This is a genomic window from Enterobacter cloacae complex sp. SHL021, from assembly GCF_049237765.1.
GTDB lineage: Bacteria > Pseudomonadota > Gammaproteobacteria > Enterobacterales > Enterobacteriaceae > Enterobacter > Enterobacter cloacae.
This window is the reverse complement of record NZ_JBMKJG010000029.1, coordinates 20,712-38,595: the sequence shown is the minus strand read 5'-3', so window position 1 is coordinate 38,595 and position 17,884 is coordinate 20,712. Positions and strand designations below refer to the sequence as shown.

At 54.9% G+C, this 17,884-nt stretch carries 18 protein-coding genes; 4 read left to right on the top strand and 14 right to left on the bottom strand.

Features of this window, described 5'->3' with window-relative positions; all coding sequences use genetic code 11:
* Positions 1 to 41 precede the first annotated feature (41 nt).
* Positions 42 to 1,295, bottom strand: a complete 1,254-nt coding sequence (proA, locus tag ACOTZF_RS22490; protein WP_038418737.1) for a glutamate-5-semialdehyde dehydrogenase — start codon at positions 1,293 to 1,295, stop codon at positions 42 to 44.
* Between the two features lie 11 nt (positions 1,296 to 1,306).
* Positions 1,307 to 2,410: a glutamate 5-kinase gene (proB, locus tag ACOTZF_RS22485; protein ID WP_013095745.1), complete on the bottom strand. Its 1,104-nt coding sequence runs from the start codon at positions 2,408 to 2,410 to the stop codon at positions 1,307 to 1,309.
* 304 nt (positions 2,411 to 2,714) lie between these two features.
* Here proB and phoE point away from each other — a divergent pair, with 304 nt between their 5' ends.
* Positions 2,715 to 3,767: a phosphoporin PhoE gene (gene phoE / locus ACOTZF_RS22480; protein ID WP_013095744.1), complete on the top strand. Its 1,053-nt coding sequence runs from the start codon at positions 2,715 to 2,717 to the stop codon at positions 3,765 to 3,767.
* A 101-nt stretch (positions 3,768 to 3,868) separates the two neighbouring features.
* On the opposite strand, the gene crl is transcribed toward phoE, so the two are convergent.
* From crl to gpt, 3 genes are all read right to left on the bottom strand, one after another.
* On the bottom strand, positions 3,869 to 4,270 hold the full coding sequence (crl, locus tag ACOTZF_RS22475) for a sigma factor-binding protein Crl (protein ID WP_023620943.1): 402 nt from the start codon (positions 4,268 to 4,270) through the stop codon (positions 3,869 to 3,871).
* Positions 4,271 to 4,327: 57 nt separating this feature from the next.
* Positions 4,328 to 5,572, bottom strand: a complete 1,245-nt coding sequence (frsA, locus tag ACOTZF_RS22470; protein WP_129253442.1) for an esterase FrsA — start codon at positions 5,570 to 5,572, stop codon at positions 4,328 to 4,330.
* Positions 5,573 to 5,676: 104 nt separating this feature from the next.
* Positions 5,677 to 6,135 carry a xanthine phosphoribosyltransferase gene (gene gpt / locus ACOTZF_RS22465; protein WP_003863205.1) on the bottom strand — a complete coding sequence of 153 codons (459 nt, stop codon included), beginning with the start codon at positions 6,133 to 6,135 and terminating at the stop codon, positions 5,677 to 5,679.
* 260 nt (positions 6,136 to 6,395) lie between these two features.
* On the opposite strand from gpt, the gene pepD reads away from it, so the two are divergent.
* A complete protein-coding gene (gene pepD / locus ACOTZF_RS22460; RefSeq protein ID WP_058678567.1) occupies positions 6,396 to 7,853 on the top strand; it encodes a cytosol nonspecific dipeptidase in 1,458 nt (485 codons plus the stop codon).
* A gap of 61 nt (positions 7,854 to 7,914) precedes the next feature.
* Here pepD and dinB read toward each other — a convergent pair whose 3' ends face one another.
* A complete protein-coding gene (dinB, locus tag ACOTZF_RS22455) occupies positions 7,915 to 8,973 on the bottom strand; it encodes a DNA polymerase IV (RefSeq protein ID WP_013095738.1) in 1,059 nt (352 codons plus the stop codon).
* 157 nt (positions 8,974 to 9,130) lie between these two features.
* Here dinB and ACOTZF_RS22450 point away from each other — a divergent pair, with 157 nt between their 5' ends.
* A complete protein-coding gene (locus ACOTZF_RS22450; RefSeq protein WP_129253444.1) occupies positions 9,131 to 9,994 on the top strand; it encodes a glycerophosphodiester phosphodiesterase family protein in 864 nt (287 codons plus the stop codon).
* A gap of 48 nt (positions 9,995 to 10,042) precedes the next feature.
* Here ACOTZF_RS22450 and nqrM read toward each other — a convergent pair whose 3' ends face one another.
* The 7 genes from nqrM to ACOTZF_RS22415 are packed head-to-tail and all read right to left on the bottom strand — an operon-like array spanning position 10,043 to position 16,085.
* Complete coding sequence (nqrM, locus tag ACOTZF_RS22445) at positions 10,043 to 10,249, bottom strand: (Na+)-NQR maturation NqrM (protein ID WP_020686315.1); 207 nt, start codon at positions 10,247 to 10,249, stop codon at positions 10,043 to 10,045.
* Positions 10,249 to 11,472 (bottom strand): NADH:ubiquinone reductase (Na(+)-transporting) subunit F, encoded by a 1,224-nt coding sequence (nqrF, locus tag ACOTZF_RS22440; RefSeq protein WP_014830784.1) that lies wholly within the window; start codon positions 11,470 to 11,472, stop codon positions 10,249 to 10,251. Before nqrF ends, nqrM begins: the two co-directional genes overlap by 1 nt.
* 10 nt (positions 11,473 to 11,482) lie before the next feature.
* The gene (gene nqrE / locus ACOTZF_RS22435) at positions 11,483 to 12,079 is read right to left on the bottom strand and encodes an NADH:ubiquinone reductase (Na(+)-transporting) subunit E (protein ID WP_013095734.1); all 597 of its coding nucleotides are present in this window, start codon (positions 12,077 to 12,079) and stop codon (positions 11,483 to 11,485) included.
* Positions 12,080 to 12,085: 6 nt separating this feature from the next.
* Positions 12,086 to 12,724, bottom strand: coding sequence for an NADH:ubiquinone reductase (Na(+)-transporting) subunit D (locus ACOTZF_RS22430; RefSeq protein WP_013095733.1), 639 nt, complete (start codon positions 12,722 to 12,724; stop codon positions 12,086 to 12,088).
* Complete coding sequence (locus ACOTZF_RS22425; protein ID WP_013095732.1) at positions 12,717 to 13,511, bottom strand: Na(+)-translocating NADH-quinone reductase subunit C; 795 nt, start codon at positions 13,509 to 13,511, stop codon at positions 12,717 to 12,719. Before ACOTZF_RS22425 ends, ACOTZF_RS22430 begins: the two co-directional genes overlap by 8 nt.
* The gene (locus tag ACOTZF_RS22420) at positions 13,504 to 14,739 is read right to left on the bottom strand and encodes an NADH:ubiquinone reductase (Na(+)-transporting) subunit B (RefSeq protein WP_013095731.1); all 1,236 of its coding nucleotides are present in this window, start codon (positions 14,737 to 14,739) and stop codon (positions 13,504 to 13,506) included. Before ACOTZF_RS22420 ends, ACOTZF_RS22425 begins: the two co-directional genes overlap by 8 nt.
* A gap of 2 nt (positions 14,740 to 14,741) precedes the next feature.
* Positions 14,742 to 16,085 carry a Na(+)-translocating NADH-quinone reductase subunit A gene (locus ACOTZF_RS22415; RefSeq protein WP_129253447.1) on the bottom strand — a complete coding sequence of 448 codons (1,344 nt, stop codon included), beginning with the start codon at positions 16,083 to 16,085 and terminating at the stop codon, positions 14,742 to 14,744.
* Positions 16,086 to 16,383: 298 nt separating this feature from the next.
* On the opposite strand from ACOTZF_RS22415, the gene dpaA reads away from it, so the two are divergent.
* On the top strand, positions 16,384 to 17,124 hold the full coding sequence (gene dpaA / locus ACOTZF_RS22410) for a peptidoglycan meso-diaminopimelic acid protein amidase (protein WP_013095729.1): 741 nt from the start codon (positions 16,384 to 16,386) through the stop codon (positions 17,122 to 17,124).
* On the opposite strand, the gene ACOTZF_RS22405 is transcribed toward dpaA, so the two are convergent.
* Entirely contained in the window at positions 17,095 to 17,862 is a 768-nt protein-coding gene (locus ACOTZF_RS22405; protein WP_013095728.1) for a class II glutamine amidotransferase, read from the bottom strand. The two genes, dpaA and ACOTZF_RS22405, sit on opposite strands and share 30 nt — an antisense overlap.
* Positions 17,863 to 17,884: the final 22 nt, after the last annotated feature.

Below are 17,884 nucleotides of genomic sequence, written 5' to 3'. Positions count from 1 at the left end.
CTTTTGAATCAAACGGCTATTTTTGCATCACCCGTGATTATTTACGCACGAATCGTATCGTCGCCGATGCCGATCCACTTATAGGTGGTCAACGCTTCCAGGCCCATCGGACCACGCGCGTGCAGTTTCTGCGTGCTCACAGCCACTTCCGCGCCCAGACCAAACTGTCCACCGTCGGTGAAGCGGGTTGATGCGTTCACGTACACGGCAGAAGAATCCACTTCATTAACAAAGCGGTCGGCGTTGCGCAGCGTGCGCGTCAGGATGGCGTCAGAGTGCTGAGTACCATGCTCACGGATGTGCGCGATAGCGTCGTCGAGATCGGCTACGATCTTCACGTTCAGATCCAAAGACAGGAACTCGTCGTCATACTGCTCCGCGTTTACCGGCACCACCGTCGCCGGGCCGTCTTTCAGCAGCGCCAGCGCCTTCTCGTCCGCGTGCAGCGTGACGCCACTCTCGGCCATCTGCTTGCTCAAGGCTGGCAGGAAGGTGTTTGCGATACCCTGATGCACCAGCAGCGTTTCCACCGTATTACAGGTGCTTGGACGCTGGGTCTTGGCATTCACGATAATCTTCAGCGCCGGTGTAATTTCGGCGCTCTCGTCCACCACGATATGGCACACGCCGATACCGCCGGTGATCACCGGGATCGTCGACTGCTCGCGGCATAGCTTGTGCAGGCCCGCGCCACCGCGTGGGATCAGCATGTCGATGTATTTGTCCATGCGCAGCATCTCGTTCACCAGCGCACGGTCCGGGCTTTCGATGGCCTGCACGGCACCTGCCGGTAAGCCGCACTCCTGCAGCGCCTGCTGGATGACCTTCACCGTCGCGGCGTTGGTGCGCCAGGTCTCTTTCCCGCCGCGCAGAATAGCGGCGTTACCGGTCTTCAGGCACAGGGAAGCGACATCCACCGTCACGTTCGGGCGGGCTTCATAAATCACGCCGATAACGCCGAGCGGCACGCGGCGGCGCTCCAGACGTAAACCGCTGTCGAGCAGTCCACCGTCGATCACCTGCCCGACCGGATCGGCCAGATTACAAACCTGACGGACATCGTCGGCGATGCCTTTCAGGCGTGCCGGGGTCAACGCCAGACGGTCGAGCATCGCTTCGCTCAGGCCATTACGACGCGCTTCCAGCAGATCCTGTTCATTGGCGAGGAGGATTTCCTGCGACTGCGATTCCAGATAATCAGCGATTTTTTCCAGCACGCGGTTTTTCTCGCGGCTGGAAAGGAGCGCCAGTTTGTAAGAGGCGGCCTTGGCGGCGGCACCCATTTGTTCCAGCATGTTCTGGCTCCTTAACGAATAATCATGTCGTCACGATGCACGGCAACCGGGCCATACTCGTAACCCAGAATGGCGTCGATCTGCTGCGAGTGGTGACCCGCAATACGGCGCAGAGCATCGCTGTTGTAGCGGCTGACGCCGTGAGCGATGTCGCGACCTTCAAGGTTACGGATACGGATCACTTCACCACGGGAGAAGTTGCCTGTCACGTTTTTAATTCCTTTAGGAAGCAATGAACTCCCTCTTTCCAGAATCGCCGCGGTCGCCCCTTCATCCACGGTCAGTTCACCTGCCGGCGGCGCGCCGAAAATCCAGCGTTTGCGGTTTTCCAGCGGGGATTCCTGGGCGTGGAAGCGCGTGCCGACGGAAATGCCTTCCATCACGTCGCCAATGACGCCAGGACGGCTGCCCGCCGCAATGATGGTGTCGATCCCGGCGCGGCAGGCCACATCCGCCGCCTGCAGTTTAGTGCCCATGCCACCCGTTCCCAGGCCAGAGACGCTGTCGCCGGCGATGGCGCGTAGCGCATCGTCAATGCCGTGCACATCGGTAATCAGTTCAGCTTCCGGGTTGGAGCGCGGGTCTGCGGTAAACAGCCCCTGCTGGTCGGTCAGGAGCAAGAGCTTGTCGGCACCGGCCAGGATCGCCGCCAGCGCAGAGAGGTTATCGTTATCACCCACTTTGATTTCAGCGGTAGCCACGGCGTCGTTTTCGTTAATCACCGGGACGATATTGTTGTCCAGCAGCGCGCGCAGCGTATCGCGGGCGTTAAGGAAGCGTTCTCTGTCTTCCATATCCGCGCGCGTCAGCAGCATCTGCCCGACGTGAATGCCATAGATTGAGAACAACTGTTCCCAGAGTTGAATGAGTCGGCTTTGTCCCACGGCGGCCAGCAGCTGTTTAGAGGCGATCGTCGCGGGGAGTTCGGGGTACCCCAGATGTTCACGCCCGGCGGCAATCGCCCCGGAGGTCACAATAACAATACGATGCCCTGCGGCATGCAGCTGAGCGCATTGACGTACAAGCTCAACAATGTGGGCGCGATTTAGGCGGCGCGATCCGCCTGTTAAAACACTGGTGCCGAGTTTTACCACCAGCGTCTGGCTGTCACTCATGATTCTCTGCCGTTCAACGATAAGGGAAAGTGATGTCGAACGAACGTTTTAACAGGTGTCAGGCCCGTTGCCAACTGCCACAGCACATCGCGAAACACTTTGTTGCGCGGGATCAGGAAGCGTAGCGGCGGATTTTGACAATTTTATTACCGAAATAATAAATCACAGTTTTTTAAAATTAATCTTAATTTGTCATAAAAGTTTCATTCCGTAACGTTAAAACCCTTTCTGTTTTTTCACGGGACTTAAGCATGAGCTTATCGTCCAGCGAATTTTTAAGCGCGTTTATAAGACAGGATCGAAAATGAAAAAGAGCACTCTGGCATTAATGGTTATGGGCGTTGTGGCTTCCGCATCTGTTCACGCTGCCGAAGTTTATAATAAAAACGGCAACAAACTGGACGTGTACGGCAAAGTTAAAGCAATGCACTACATCAGCGATGACGATTCAAAAGATGGTGACCAGACATACGTGCGTTTCGGTTTTAAAGGTGAAACTCAGATTAACGATCAGCTGACGGGCTATGGCCGTTGGGAAGCGGAATTTGCAGGCAACAAAGCAGAGAGCGATTCCACTCAGAAAACGCGTCTGGCATTCGCCGGTCTGAAGCTGAAAGACTTTGGTTCTCTGGATTACGGTCGTAACCTGGGCGCGCTGTATGACGTGGAAGCGTGGACCGATATGTTCCCTGAGTTTGGCGGCGACTCTTCCGCGCAGACCGATAACTTCATGACCAAGCGTGCAAGCGGTCTTGCCACTTACCGTAACACCGACTTCTTTGGCGCGGTTGATGGTCTGGATATGACCCTGCAATATCAGGGTAAAAACGAAAACCGCGACGTCAAAAAACAGAACGGTGACGGTTTTGGTACGTCTCTGACCTATGACTTTGGCGGCAGCGATTTCGCGGTAAGCGGCGCGTACACCAACTCTGACCGTACCAACGCGCAGAACCTGCTTACCCGTGGCGAAGGCAAAAAAGCCGAAGCCTGGGCAACCGGTCTGAAATATGATGCGAACGATATCTACCTGGCGGCGATGTACTCCGAAACCCGCAATATGACCCCAATTTCGGGCGGCTTTGCCAATAAAGCGCAGAACTTTGAAGTGGTCGCACAATATCAGTTCGATTTCGGTCTGCGTCCATCCCTGGGTTATGTCCAGTCTAAAGGCAAGGATATCGAAGGTATTGGCGATGAAGATCTGGTGAAATATATCGACGTCGGCGCGACCTATTATTTCAACAAAAATATGTCCGCGTTTGTTGATTATAAAATCAACCAGATTGATGACGATAACAAACTGGGCGTGAGCAGCGATGATATCGTTGCCCTGGGTATGACCTACCAGTTCTGAGTCGGCAGTAATAAAAAAACCGGCATTAAGCCGGTTTTTTTGTGCCCGGTGGCGCTGCGCTTACCGGGCCTACGGGATCATCACCCGGCATTATTTCATCTTTACGCCGTCAATTTCGCCTTTTCACTGGAAAAATCATCGGCAGGCTCAAGCTTCAGGTCCAGCGTGGCCAGTAAATCGCGCGCCTTGTCGTGGAACTCTTTCAGGGTATATTCCAGGCGGTCAATCACTTCCTGATCTTTGATGGTGGTGGCCTGCCAGTTGCCGTCTTTATTAAACAGGCCAAACTGGTAGCTATAGGTAAAACGTTTCTCTTCTGCTTCCATTTCCATCCACCAGCCCCAGAATTCACGTTTTTCGGGTGCAGGCTTCACGTTGACGCATACAGCCAGGCAGTCGAAAAAAAAGCGATTCTCTTCACACTGCTCTTCTCGAATATACGGGCCAAGAGCCATGAACTTCTTAATCAATCTACTTTTCGGGTGTCCACTCGGTAACGTCATTACGATCTCCTTTTGTGAAGCCACTGTTTTACCAAACCATCAAAATTTAGCAATCTCTTAACACAATCTCTGGGCGATCCAACGCGTAATCTCTTTTAATGCTTTGTCAAAATTCTGATACACCGGGCTGAAGGGAACTTCCAGCAATTTGCCATCCGCAGATGACGATGTGATTAAGCGTGACTCCTCTTCCGGGCTGAACGGATCGTTTTTCCAGAAGCCGGACAGCATCGGCGTTGGACACCGGCGTCCCAGCAGGCCCTGCGTTTTTAACGAATAGCGATTGAGTTCCACGCGCAGCGCTTCGTCTGAAGCATCATGCATGCCAAGGCGGCTGGCCAGCACGTCGAGGTACATTTCCGGCACGCTGCCCTGACGGGCAGGATCGCTGAGCAGAGCGTGAACCACCGGCCCAAGACAGGCTACGGCCTTCAGGCGTGACGCCTCAAGATAGGCCAGACGCACGGCCACGTTCGCCCCAAAGCGGAAACCAAACGCCGCGACGCGGGTGTGGTCGACCCAGGGAATGTTTTCCAGCGCTTTCAGCGCATACTGGTGCAGAAGACTGGAATCCTGCGTCAGTTTCCATTTGGAGGAAAAACCGATAGAGGGCATATCAAGCGTCAGCATCGCGATCCCTTTTGGGGCGAAGTAACGCTCATACAGGCTGTAATAGTCGATTTGCAGCGAATCCAGCCCACCGCACATCAGCACGGTCGGAAACGGGCCGTCGCCTTCAGGCATATGCAGGAACCCAGTCACGGGCGCGCCGCCGGGGATGGTGAACTCAAGCTCGCGCATCCGGCCCGGCAAGCGTTGGGCAGCCTCTTCATAGGCACGGTTTGCCAGCGCCTGCGCCTGCTCTGCCAGCTCATCCCCTTTTAAGTGCGGATAGGCGGCAATGGCGTAAAGATTGGCTGCGTGCAGCCAGTGCTTGCCGCTGAGGGTGGCGTCCTCTTCCTGGCTGGCTTTTTGCTGCCAGAGCATCGCCTGTTTCGACCATTCGTAGATCCAGTTGCCGCCGCGGTAACCCACCACCGTATCGTAGAGTTCGCTGTCGGTACGCTCGGCTTCACTCATGACGATACGCGCCTGCACATCGAGGATTTCACGCGGATCAATACCACGCCAGATCCACATCAGGCGGTTAATCATGCGATACCAGTGAGGCACGTTTTTACCGTCTAATGCAGACTGGACGGCAGGCTGGTTCCCCGGATTGAAGCGACGCACCAGCGTCGAGGTTTCAGGGTGCTTGAAACGGGGTTTGAAGAGTGTCTCGGTGAGATTCGCCTGCGTCATTGCGTTGCCTCCATGGATACGTCATATAGTGTCCATTGTAACGCGTGGCAGAATAAAAAGAACAACGCCCGGCATAGCCGGGCGTGTAAAGTTACGTACGGAAATTAACGGCCGGAAATAGGCGGTACAAAGACCACGCCCATGTCCCATGGCTGTTCAATCCAGGTATCCTGTGGGATATCAATCACGTAATCATCCACCAGTGGGCGGCCCGCTGGTTTCGCGAAGATGGTGACGAAGTGCGCTTTTGGGTACATTTCGCGGATAGCCACCGCGGTACCGCCGGTATCCACCAGGTCATCAATAACGATGAAACCTTCACCGTCGCCTTCCGCGCGTTTCAGCACTTTCAGCTCACGCTGGTTGTCGTGGTCATAGCTGGAGATGCAGACGGTATCGACATGACGAATACCCAGCTCACGCGCCAGCAGCGCCCCCGGTACCAGACCGCCACGGCTAACGGCAATAATGCCTTTCCACTGTTCAGAAGGCATCAGACGCGCGGCCAGTTTGCGTGCGTGGATCTGCAACATGTCCCAGGTGACGACGTATTTTTCGCTCATGTGAAGTGTCCCAGCCTGTTTTTATACGGCTTAAAAAGTGTTCGAGGGGGAAATAGGTTGCGCGAGATTATAGAGATCTGACGCACTAAAAACCAGTGTTTAGCGCCCTCTGCCTGAGTTTTTACATGCTTTATGCTACCAGCCATCGGAGAAAGTGGTATTCTCAGTTGCATCTCGCAAGCCTGACTTGTGGTAACTATTAACCTGCTAACCCTGTGACCTGCAACTCGCTTTGCAGGGCATCGACAAGGAGACTTATCGTGTCTGAACTGTCTCAATTATCTCCCCAGCCGCTGTGGGATATTTTTGCCAAAATCTGCTCCATTCCACACCCGTCTTACCATGAAGAACAGCTTGCCGAACATATTATGGGTTGGGCGAAGGAAAAAGGTCTGCACGCTGAACGCGACCAGGTTGGCAACATTCTGATCCGCAAACCGGCGACCGCAGGCATGGAAAACCGTAAACCGGTTGTGCTGCAGGCGCACCTGGACATGGTGCCACAGAAAAACAACGACACCGTTCACGACTTCACGAAAGACCCGATCCAGCCGTACATCGACGGCGACTGGGTGAAAGCACGCGGCACCACGCTGGGTGCAGATAACGGTATCGGTATGGCCTCTGCGCTGGCGGTACTGGCGGACGACAGCGTTCAGCACGGTCCACTGGAAGTGCTGCTGACCATGACCGAAGAAGCGGGCATGGACGGTGCGTTCGGTCTGCAGGCGAACTGGCTGCAGGCGGATATTCTGATCAACACCGACTCTGAAGAAGAAGGCGAGATCTACATGGGCTGCGCGGGCGGGATTGATTTTATCTCTACCCTGCCGCTCTCCCGTGAAGCGGTGCCTGCTGGCTTCCAGACCTTCAAGCTGACGCTGAAAGGGCTGAAAGGCGGCCACTCCGGCGGTGATATTCACTTAGGCCTGGGCAACGCCAACAAACTGCTGGCACGCTTCCTGGCGGGCCACGCGGCTGAGCTGGACCTGCGTCTGGTCGATTTCAACGGCGGTACGCTGCGCAACGCAATCCCACGTGAAGCGTTCGCGACGGTAGCCGTTCCAGCTGCCAAAGCGGACGAGCTGAAAAAGCTCTCCAGCGTCTATCTGGATATCCTGAAAAACGAACTGTCCGCGAAAGAGAAGAACCTGACCGTAGTGCTGGAGTCTGTGTCCACGGATAAAGCCGCGCTGACCACCCTGTCTCGTGACACCTTTATTCAGCTGTTGAACGCGACGCCAAACGGCGTGATCCGCAACTCAGACGTCGCGAAAGGGGTGGTTGAAACCTCTCTGAACGTGGGCGTGGTCACCATGGGCGACGACAGCGCAGAGATCATCTGCCTGATCCGATCGCTTATCGACACCGGTAAAGAGTACGTAGTGAGCATGCTGGAATCTCTGGGCACGCTGGCCGGAGCGAAAACCTCTGCCAAAGGCAGCTACCCAGGCTGGCAGCCGGACGCAAGCTCTCCGGTGATGGCACTGGTGCGTGAAACATACCAGCGTCTGTTCAACAGCACCCCAAACATTCAGGTGATCCACGCGGGTCTGGAATGTGGTCTGTTCAAGAAGCCGTACCCGAACATGGATATGGTCTCCATTGGGCCAACCATTACCGGGCCGCACTCACCGGATGAGCAGGTTCACATTGAAAGCGTGGGCCATTACTGGACCCTGCTGACTGAACTGCTGAAAGCGATTCCTGCTAAGTAACACCCTCACCCCAGCCCTCTCCCAAAGGGAGAGGGTGAACAACGTCGTGCCACTGGCCTTTTTACAATCCCAATACCAGCTGACGTTCCAGCTGCGGATCCAGCAAGGTAACGTGTAACCCCACCAGCCTGACCCCTCGCCCGCCCCGACGTTCATCCCAGGCCTTTTTCGCCGTCGCGATGAGATCCTCTTTATTCAGACGCGGCCAGACGTGCTCCTGAGTCGTCTGCTGAAAATCATTGAACTTTAGCTTCACGCCCTGACGGGCAATCAGCAGGTCCGGTTTGACCTTGATTAAGCGCCGTTCCAGCTCAGGATAGAGCTGCTCCGTAATGATGGTTTCGCATTCAGACCAGTCATGAATATCTTCAATCAGTGTACGTTCAACTCCAACCGACTTTCGCAGCCGCTCGCTGCTGACACTGCGCTCGTCTATCCCCTGACTGCGCTCCCACAGCACGCGGCCAAATTTTCCAAAGCGTTTAAGCAGCATGGCTAAATCGCTGCGCTGCACATCTTCGCAGGTCCGCAGCCCCATGCTTTCCAGCTTTGCCGCAGAGACTTTGCCTACGCCCGGGATTTTGCCGAGCGGCAGCGTTTTTAAAAACGCCGGGACCTCTTCCGGGGTAATAACGTACTGGCCGTCGGGCTTGTTGAGATCGGACGCTATTTTGGCGAGGAATTTCACCGGTGCGACACCTGCCGACGCGGTCAGATTCAGCTCCTGGAAGATAGTCCGGCGGATCTCCTGCGCCATCAGCGTCGCGGAGCCGTGACAGTGCACGCTGTCGGTGACATCAAGATAAGCTTCGTCCAGCGACAGAGGTTCAATTAGTGAGGTGTAGCGAGAGAAGATTTCGCGGATATGCAGGGACGCTTCTTTGTACGCCTCAAACCGACCGGGTAAAAGCGTGAGATGAGGACAGAGCTTAAGGGCCATGGCGGTAGGCATGGCGCTGCGCACGCCAAATTTGCGCGCAGGATAGTTGGCGGTGCTGATTACACCGCGCTGGACACGGCTACCGCCAATGGCAATAGGAATATCCCGCAGCGCCGGGTTGTCACGCATCTCCACTGCGGCAAAAAAACAGTCCATATCGACATGGATTATTTTGCGCATTACGACCACCACACATGTATTTATATACAGTATATCAAAGTCTAAAAAATGCGACAGCAGATTTACCTTCTCTTATTTGTCATAAAAATATGATACAAAAAACAACACGTAACTTGTTGTATATATTAATTTTTTATGTGAATAAGGATATAAATTCATGAGAAAAATACTCGCGCTCTCTCTGCTGCTCGTGACGGGAACGAGCTACGCTGGCCCACAGATCGTTGCCCACCGGGGCGGAACAGCCGATGCGCCAGAAAACACAGTACAAGCGATCAAACTGGCCTTAGAGAATCAGGCTCAGGCAGTCTGGATAACCGTGCAGCTCAGTAAAGATGGCGTTCCGGTCCTGTATCGTCCTTCTGATTTAAAAGCGCTGACGAACAAAACAGGCAAAATCTCGGACTACACGCTTGCGGAGTTATCGGCAGTTGACGCTGGATGGAGCTGGGGCGGTGAAACCCATCCGTGGCGTGGCAAAGGGTTGACGATCCCCACCCTGAAAAGCGTGCTGGAAACCGGGCCACAAACCCGGTTTTATATTGATATCAAATCACCTGACGCCGATCCGGCCACGATGGGAAAAGCGCTTCTTGCGGTGCTTAATGAGACCCAGAGTCTGGGGCGGGTGAGGGTTTATTCTACTGAGGACCGTTATCTTGCCTCGCTTCCGGCAGCAATCCCACGCTTTGTTACCCGCAGTGAAACGCGCTCCAGGCTGGTAACGGTATCGCTGAGCCACCAGTGCCTGCCACCAGAGCAGACGATGCAGGAGTACTGGTACGCGCTAGAGCTGAACAGAACCGTTGACGTGGTTGAGAAATTTACCCTTGGTGAAGGGGTGTCCCGCTCAACCCTCACCTGGGATAAAGAATCCATGGACTGTTTCCGCTCGCAGGGCAACAGTCACGTTATCTTGCTGGGCGTGAACACCGCCGAAGATTATAAAAAGGCAGAGGCGCTGCAGGCGGATGCGGTGATGGTCGACTCGCCCGCCGACGCAAAAGCGTGGGCTAAATAAGCCAGCAGGCCGCAATAATGCGGCCTGCTGTTATCGTTACGTCGCGATTTACAAAATTCGGCGCTGCTGCTCCCGCGCCATCCTTTTTTTACGGGCATCGCACGGTTCCGGGCAGTCGCAGACCTTTTCCATGCCAATGGACGAGATCCCACCGCAGCTGCCCTGAATGCTTTTGCGCTTGATGATCCAGCCTAACGACATGCCGAATATGACCAGTACAAAGACCGCGAAGGTTGCCAGAAACGTCAGCATCATCAGCCTCCAAAATCATCCAGCAGGATGTTCTCATCTTCCACGCCCAGATCTTTAAGCATTTTGATCACGGCGGCGTTCATCACTGGCGGACCACACATATAAAACTCGCAGTCTTCCGGCGCAGGATGCTGTTTGAGGTAGTTTTCATACAGCACGTTGTGGATAAAGCCCGTATGGCCGGTCCAGTTATCTTCCGGCTGCGGATCGGAGAGCGCCACATGGAAGGTGAAGTTAGGGTTTTCACGCGCCAGCTGTTCGAACTCATCATCATAGAACATCTCACGCAGCGAACGCGCCCCGTACCAGAAGCTGATTTTACGCTGACTGCCAAGCCGCTTGAGTTGGTCGAAAATGTGCGAACGCATCGGCGCCATACCTGCACCACCGCCGATAAATACCATTTCGGCATCGGTCTCTTTCGCAAAGAACTCGCCAAACGGGCCGGAGATGGTCACCTTGTCGCCCGGTTTTAATGACCAGATATACGATGACATGACGCCCGGCGGCGCATGCGGTACCGCTGGCGGCGGCGTGGCGATACGCACGTTAAGCATGATGATACCCTTCTCTTCCGGGTAGTTCGCCATGGAGTAAGCACGAAGCGCGGGCTCTTTAACCTCAGAGACAAAGCGGAAGAGATTAAATTTATCCCAGTCGGCACGGTATTCGTCAGGCACATCGAAGTCAGCGTAGGCTACGGTGTGCTCCGGACATTCAATCTGGATATAGCCCCCCGCCCGGAACGGAACGCTCTCTCCTTCAGGCACCCGCAGTTTAAGCTCTTTGATAAAGGTGGCTTTGTTATCGTTGGAGATAACTTCGCATTCCCATTTTTTGACGCCGAAAATCTCCTCCGGCAGTTCAATTTTCATGTTCTGGCGCACCGCGACCTGACAGGCCAGACGGCAGCCCTCTTTCGCCTCACGCTTGGTGATGTGCGACAGCTCAGTGGGCAGAATATCGCCACCACCCTCTTTCACCTTTACGCGGCACTGCCCACAGGAGCCACCGCCGCCGCAGGCCGAAGAGACGAAGATGCCGTTGCCAGCAAGCGTATTCAGCAGTTTATCGCCGGCTGGCGTGCGGATCTGGTTTTGCGGTTCATCGTTGATATCGATAATGACATCGCCGGAATTCACCAGCTTCGCGCGCGCCACCAGAATCAACCCCGACAGCACCAGTACAATCAGCGTGAACATCGCCACGCCAAGCATAATTTCCATCAGTTAGCCCTTATAGCTGCACACCGGAGAAGGACATAAAGCCCAGCGCCATGAGACCGGTGGTGATAAAGGTGATCCCTAAGCCACGCAGGCCTGCAGGCACGTTGGCATATTTCATTTTTTCGCGGATCCCCGCCATGGTGACGATAGCCAGCATCCAGCCGATCCCGGAGCCGAAACCATACACAATTGATTCGCTGAAGTTGTAATCACGCTGAACCATAAACGAGACGCCACCGAAGATGGCGCAGTTCACCGCGATCAACGGCAGGAAGATCCCCAGCGCGTTGTAGAGTGACGGGAAATACTTATCAAGGATCATCTCAAGGATTTGCACCAGCGCCGCAATCACACCGATAAAGGTGATGAAGTTCAGGAAGCTGAGATCCACCCCCTCCACCAGCGCGCTGTCGCGCAGGACAAAGTTGTACACCAGGTTGTTGATCGGCACCGACAGGCCAAGCACCACGGTAACCGCTATGCCCAGGCCAAATGCTGTCGATACCTTTTTGGACACGGCAAGGAACGTACACATGCCGAGGAAGAACGCGAGCGCCATGTTTTCAACAAACACCGCGCGCACAAATAAACTCAGGTAATGAGCCATTGTCGGTTACTCCTTTTCCTGCTGTTCTGGCTTCAGGGTACGAATCAGCCAGATCAGCAAACCGATAATGAAAAATGCGCTTGGAGCCAGCAGGAACAGGCCGTTTGGCAGATACCAGCCGCCGTTCTGTACCGTGTCCAGCACCGTGATGCCAAACAGCTTACCGCTGCCAATCAACTCACGCAGGAACCCTACGGACAGCAGGATCACGCCGTAGCCGAGGCCGTTGCCGATGCCGTCCATAAAGCTCGCCAGCGGGGGCATTTTCATGGCATAGCCTTCTGCACGTCCCATCACGATACAGTTGGTGATAATCAGGCCCACAAATACCGAAAGCTGTTTCGATATTTCATAGGCAAAGGCTCGCAGCAGCTGATCGACCACGATCACCAGCGAGGCGATGATCGCCATCTGCACGATGATCCTCACGCTGTTGGGGATATGGTGGCGGATCATCGAGATAAACATGCTGGAAAACGCGGTTACCAGCGTTACTGCCAGCGTCATCACCACCGCCGTTTCCAGCTTGGTGGTCACCGCCAGGGCTGAACACACACCCAGCACCTGCAGCGTTATCGGGTTATTGGCTAAAAGTGGGCCAATCAGCACCTTTTTAACTTCTTTCAGTTCACCCGTATCAGCCATGGTTCAGCGCTCCTTCACGTACATTTTTCAGGAAAGGACCAAAACCGAGTTCGCCCATCCAGAAATCAAAACTGTGCTGCACCCCTTTGGAGGTGAGCGTGGCCCCGGATAGCCCGTCAACGGCATAGACATCGTCAGGACGCGCAGACCCTTTCATCACCTTCAGCGCAGGCGCTCCGCTGTCGTCGAGCACTTTCTTCCCGACAAACTGCGCGCGCCAGTTAGGGTTCTCCACTTCACCACCGAGCCCTGGCGTTTCGCCCTGGTCATAGTAGGTGATGCCTTTCACAGTGCGGCCATCCGTATCAAGCGCCACAAAGGCGTACATCATTGACCACAGGCCGTTGCCGTAGATGGGCAGCACCACTTCCTGCACCTGTTTTTGCTCATCACGTACGAGGTAGATTTCAGCCAGATTGCTGCGACGCTTAATGCCCGCCGGATCCTGAGATGCGTCCAGCGTCATGCTCATCTGCGGGTCTTTTAATGCCAGCGCCTGGTTATATTTCGCCGGATCTTTATCCAGCAGCTGGCCCGTTTTTAAATCCACCAGACGCGCGGTGATGCGCTCAGCAAAGACGGCCGACACATCGTCTGCACTCATCCCTTCCTGCATCAGCCCGGCTACGGCCAGGATGTTGCGCTGTTTATCCAGCGCGCGCTGCTCCTGCTGTCGCGGCTTTAACCCCACGGCAGAACCAGCCACCACAATGGAACAGACCAGACACAGCACCAGCACCACCAGCAGCGTTTTGCCGATGCTGTCGTTATTTTTGATTTCAGCCACGTGCCTTCCTCCGCTTAATGTTGGCGCGCACGACCAGATAATCGAACAGTGGTGCAAACAGGTTGGCAAACAGAATGGCCAACATCATCCCTTCCGGATAGGCCGGGTTGACCACACGAATCAGGACACACATCACCCCGATGAGCACGCCATAGCTCCATTTCCCTCTGTCAGTAAAGGAAGCAGAAACCGGATCGGTGGCCATGAACATCATGCCGAAGGCGAAACCGCCCAGCACCAGATGCCAGTACCAGGGCATGGAGAACATCGGGTTGGTGGCGGAACCGATAAGGTTGAACAGTGTGGCAGTCAGCACCATGCCGATCATGACACCGGCGACAATCCGCCAGGAGGCCACGCGACCAAACAGGATGATCGCCCCGCCAATCAAAATCATCAGCGTGGAGACCTCCCCAATGGAGCCCGGGATGTTGCCCATAAACGCATCAAACCAGGTCACGGGTTGGCCTGTCGCATTGTTCACCAGCGTTTCACCGCCGTGCGCTGCCCATTGTGAAAGCGGTGTCGCCCCAGAGAAGCCGTCCGCAGCGGTCCAGACCAGATCGCCGGAAATTTGTGCCGGATAGGCAAAGAACAAGAACGCACGCCCTGCCAGCGCAGGGTTGAGGAAGTTACGCCCGGTTCCCCCGAAGATCTCTTTCGCGATGACCACACCAAAGCTGATCCCCAGCGCGGCCTGCCAGAGCGGTAACGTTGGCGGGACAATCAGGGCAAACAGAATGGAAGTAACAAAGAAGCCTTCGTTGATCTCATGTTTACGAATAATGGCAAACAGCACTTCCCAGAACCCACCCACGATAAATACCGTGATGTAGATCGGCAGGAAGAACACCGCCCCCAGCGTCATCATGCTGATCCAGCCCGCGTCTGGGGCAAAACTCACGCCAAGCGACTGTGCCAGACGGTAATGCCAGTCAGACTGGATCACCTGCGCCAGTTGCTGAGCATCGTACAGATGATGCAGCGCCGGAATGGTCTGCAGCCCCACGTTGTACATGCCCCAGAACATTGCCGGGAAGACGGCAAACCAGACCAGAATCATCATTCGCTTCAGGTCGATGGCGTCACGAACGTGCGCCGCGCCTTTCGTCACCAGACCTGGCGTGTAGAAAATGGTCGTCGTCGCTTCATACAGCGGGTAGTACTTCTTCAGTTTACCCTCGGTAAAATGCGGCTCTATTTTTTCAAAGAGGTGTTTTAAGCCCATGGTTATCCTTCCTGCTCAATGCGGGTTAACACCTCGCGCAATACCGGTCCATATTCGTATTTTCCCGGACAGACATAGGTACAGAGCGCCAGATCTTCTTCGTCCAGCTCCAGGCAACCCAGCGCCTGGGCGCTGTCGGTGTCCCCGGCAAGCAGATCGCGCAGCAGCACGGTGGGCAGAATATCAAGCGGCATAACACGCTCGTAGTTGCCAATCGGCACCATGGCGCGCTCACCGCCGTTTGTGCTGGTGGAGAAGTTGAACAGCTTATGACGCAGGAAGTGGCCGAGCGTGGTGCGGGTGACGGAATACTTTTCTGCACCTGGCAGCACCCAGCCAAAGAGCTCTTTCTCACGCCCTTCCAGTACAATGCTCACCTGCAGATGGAAGCGTCCCAGATAGGCCTGCGGCCCAACGGCATGACGGCCGCTGAGTACCGAACCGGAAATCAGACGGTTTTCACCCGCTTTGGTTTCGTCGTCCAGCAGTTCATTGATATCCGCACCCAACAGCGTTGTCACCAGGCGCGGGTTTGCCGCCTGCGGCCCGCCAATCGCGATCACTCGCTCTGTGCAGAGCTTACCGGTGGTAAAGAGTTTGCCGATGGCAATCACGTCCTGATAGTTAAGGTGCCAGACCTGTTTTGTCAGGCTGACCGGCTCAAGGAAGTGAATATGCGTTCCCGCCAACCCCGCCGGATGCGGGCCTGCAAATTCATTGAACGTCACCTGTCCCTGCGGATGGCCGCCAAGTTTACCGGCACTGGCCTGGCACACGTGGACTTTCCCGGACGTCAGCCGCGTGAGTACGGTCAGCCCGGCATCAAAGGCCTGGCGTTGTGCCAGAATAACCGGCTGCGGGTCTGCACTGAGTGGGTTGGTGTCGATTGCCGTAACGAAGATAGCGGCCGGAACCGTGCCAGGCACAGGCGTTTTGCTGAAAGGGCGTGTGCGAAATGCGGTCCACAAACCGGCGTCCAGCAGTTGCGCCTGAACGATTTCACGGCTCAACGCCGCGAGGTCTGCGGCCTCATAATGGGCAAACTCACGCTGTTCATCCCCTTCAATGCGGATAACCACCGACTGCAACACGCGGCGTTCGCCACGGTTGATCGCCACAACGGTGCCGCTGGCAGGGGCGGTAAACATCACGCCGGGATTTTTTTTATCTTCGAAGAGCGCCTGCCCTTTAATGACGCGATCGTCCTGCTGGACCAGCATTGAGGGGCGCATCCCCACGTAATCGTCGCCCAGAATGGCAACATGGCGAACGCTTGCGCCTGCCGAAACGTGCTGTTCGGGCACGCCTGCGATGGGCAGGTCAAGTCCTTTTCTTATTTTAAACATGTGGTTAGCAAGTTTCCGTGAACAACTATTCTGAGGGCGTGAAGTGTACCATTTCCGGCGTTTTCCGGGCAGATAAAACTCAGCTGCAGGTGTCAAATTGCGAACTGATACGCAAAGTTCCTGGAGCCAGCGCGATTTTGATGGGTTATAAAGTAAAACTAATTTGTAAACTAACAGCTCCGCTCTTGCGAAAATCTATAGCGGTGCTAATGTGAGCGCTCCTAACAGATTAATCTGATTTCGGGTCTCTTTTGCCGTTCTGGCAAGTTGGTCTTAGTTTTATCAAGGAACTTGTAGTATGCGTAAAATCGCATTGTTCATTGCGATGCTCCTGATTCCGTGCGTGTCGTTTGCCGGGCTGCTCAGCAGCAACAGTTCAACCACGCCTGTGAGCAAAGAATATAAACAGCAGCTAATGGGATCCCCCGTTTATATTCAAATCTTCAAGGAAGAACGCACACTCGACCTGTTTGTGAAAATGGGTGAGACATATCAGCTGCTCGACAGCTACAAGATTTGTAACTATTCCGGTGGTCTGGGGCCAAAACAGCGTCAGGGCGATTTCAAAAGCCCGGAAGGGTTTTACAACGTTCAGCGTAACCAGCTAAAACCGGATAGCCGTTTCTATAAAGCGATTAATATCGGCTTCCCGAATGCCTTTGACCGTGCGCACGGTTACGAAGGTAAATATCTGATGATCCACGGTGCCTGTGTGTCCATCGGCTGTTACGCGATGACCGATTCCGGCATTGATGAGATTTTCCAGTTTGTCACGGGCGCACTGGTCTTTGGTCAGCCAAACGTTCAGGTCAGCATCTATCCGTTCCGCATGACCGATGCCAACATGGCGCGTCACAAGTACTCTTACTACGCGGATTTCTGGAAACAGCTAAAACCGGGCTATGACTATTTCGAGCAGACGCACAAGCCGCCTGTCGTCTCGGTTGTGGATGGCCGTTATGTGGTCAGCAAACCGCTGAGCCACGAAGTTGTCCACCCACAGCTGGCATCAAATTACACGGTCCCCGAGACAAAATAACACCCACTCGCCTGGCATAATCTTCTGCCAGGTCTCGTTGCCGGTCAGCGGCTGCGTGGCGATAACAGTGACCACATCATTTGGTGTGGTCTCTTTCTGAAAATCAATTTCCACATCCTGATCGAGCAGTTTTGCCACGCCAAACGGTGCACGGCGGGTGATCCAGAACAGGTTCGTCGAGCAGAACGCCATCACATAGCGCCCGTCAGACAACAGCATGTTAAACACGCCCTTCTCGCGCAGTTCAGACGCCAGCGACGCAATATATTTAAATACCGCCGCCATGTTGCCAGGGGTGCGCGGATAACGCTCTGTTAGCTTATGCAGCAGCCAGCAAAAGGCTTTTTCGCTGTCGGTTTCGCCAACCGGGCGAAAATTACCGGTCTCCAGCGACTTATAGCCCGTAAGTTGCCCGTTATGCGCGTAGGTCCAGTTACGGCCCCACAGCTCACGGGTAAACGGATGGGTGTTTTCGAGCGCCACTTCGCCGCGGTTTGCCTGACGAATATGGGCGATTACCGAACAGGATTTAATGGGGTAATCCTGCACCAGTTTGGCAATCGGTGAGTTAAAGCTGGGTTGTGGATCCTTGAACGTGCGACACCCTTTGCCTTCGTAGAAGGTGATACCCCAGCCGTCTTTATGCGGCCCGGTTCCCCCACCGCGCTGTACCAGCCCGGTGAAACTAAAGCAGATATCGGTTGGCACATTGGCGCTCATCCCGAGCAGTTCGCACATAGATTACCTCCACTCCACAACT

Excerpts from the sequence above, each read along its gene's own strand:
- ACOTZF_RS22420 (WP_013095731.1), bottom strand. The coding sequence starts at position 14,739 with ATGGGCTTAAAACACCTCTTTGAAAAAATAGAGCCGCATTTTACCGAG.
- nqrM (WP_020686315.1), bottom strand. The coding sequence starts at position 10,249 with ATGATGCTGACGTTTCTGGCAACCTTCGCGGTCTTTGTACTGGTCATA.
- frsA (WP_129253442.1), bottom strand. The coding sequence starts at position 5,572 with ATGACGCAGGCGAATCTCACCGAGACACTCTTCAAACCCCGTTTCAAG.
- dpaA (WP_013095729.1), top strand. The coding sequence starts at position 16,384 with ATGCGTAAAATCGCATTGTTCATTGCGATGCTCCTGATTCCGTGCGTG.
- proB (WP_013095745.1), bottom strand. The coding sequence starts at position 2,410 with ATGAGTGACAGCCAGACGCTGGTGGTAAAACTCGGCACCAGTGTTTTA.
- gpt (WP_003863205.1), bottom strand. The coding sequence starts at position 6,135 with ATGAGCGAAAAATACGTCGTCACCTGGGACATGTTGCAGATCCACGCA.
- proA (WP_038418737.1), bottom strand. The coding sequence starts at position 1,295 with ATGCTGGAACAAATGGGTGCCGCCGCCAAGGCCGCCTCTTACAAACTG.
- nqrF (WP_014830784.1), bottom strand. The coding sequence starts at position 11,472 with ATGGAAATTATGCTTGGCGTGGCGATGTTCACGCTGATTGTACTGGTG.
- ACOTZF_RS22450 (WP_129253444.1), top strand. The coding sequence starts at position 9,131 with ATGAGAAAAATACTCGCGCTCTCTCTGCTGCTCGTGACGGGAACGAGC.
- phoE (WP_013095744.1), top strand. The coding sequence starts at position 2,715 with ATGAAAAAGAGCACTCTGGCATTAATGGTTATGGGCGTTGTGGCTTCC.
- crl (WP_023620943.1), bottom strand. The coding sequence starts at position 4,270 with ATGACGTTACCGAGTGGACACCCGAAAAGTAGATTGATTAAGAAGTTC.
- dinB (WP_013095738.1), bottom strand. The coding sequence starts at position 8,973 with ATGCGCAAAATAATCCATGTCGATATGGACTGTTTTTTTGCCGCAGTG.
- ACOTZF_RS22430 (WP_013095733.1), bottom strand. The coding sequence starts at position 12,724 with ATGGCTGATACGGGTGAACTGAAAGAAGTTAAAAAGGTGCTGATTGGC.
- ACOTZF_RS22405 (WP_013095728.1), bottom strand. The coding sequence starts at position 17,862 with ATGTGCGAACTGCTCGGGATGAGCGCCAATGTGCCAACCGATATCTGC.
- ACOTZF_RS22415 (WP_129253447.1), bottom strand. The coding sequence starts at position 16,085 with ATGTTTAAAATAAGAAAAGGACTTGACCTGCCCATCGCAGGCGTGCCC.
- nqrE (WP_013095734.1), bottom strand. The coding sequence starts at position 12,079 with ATGGCTCATTACCTGAGTTTATTTGTGCGCGCGGTGTTTGTTGAAAAC.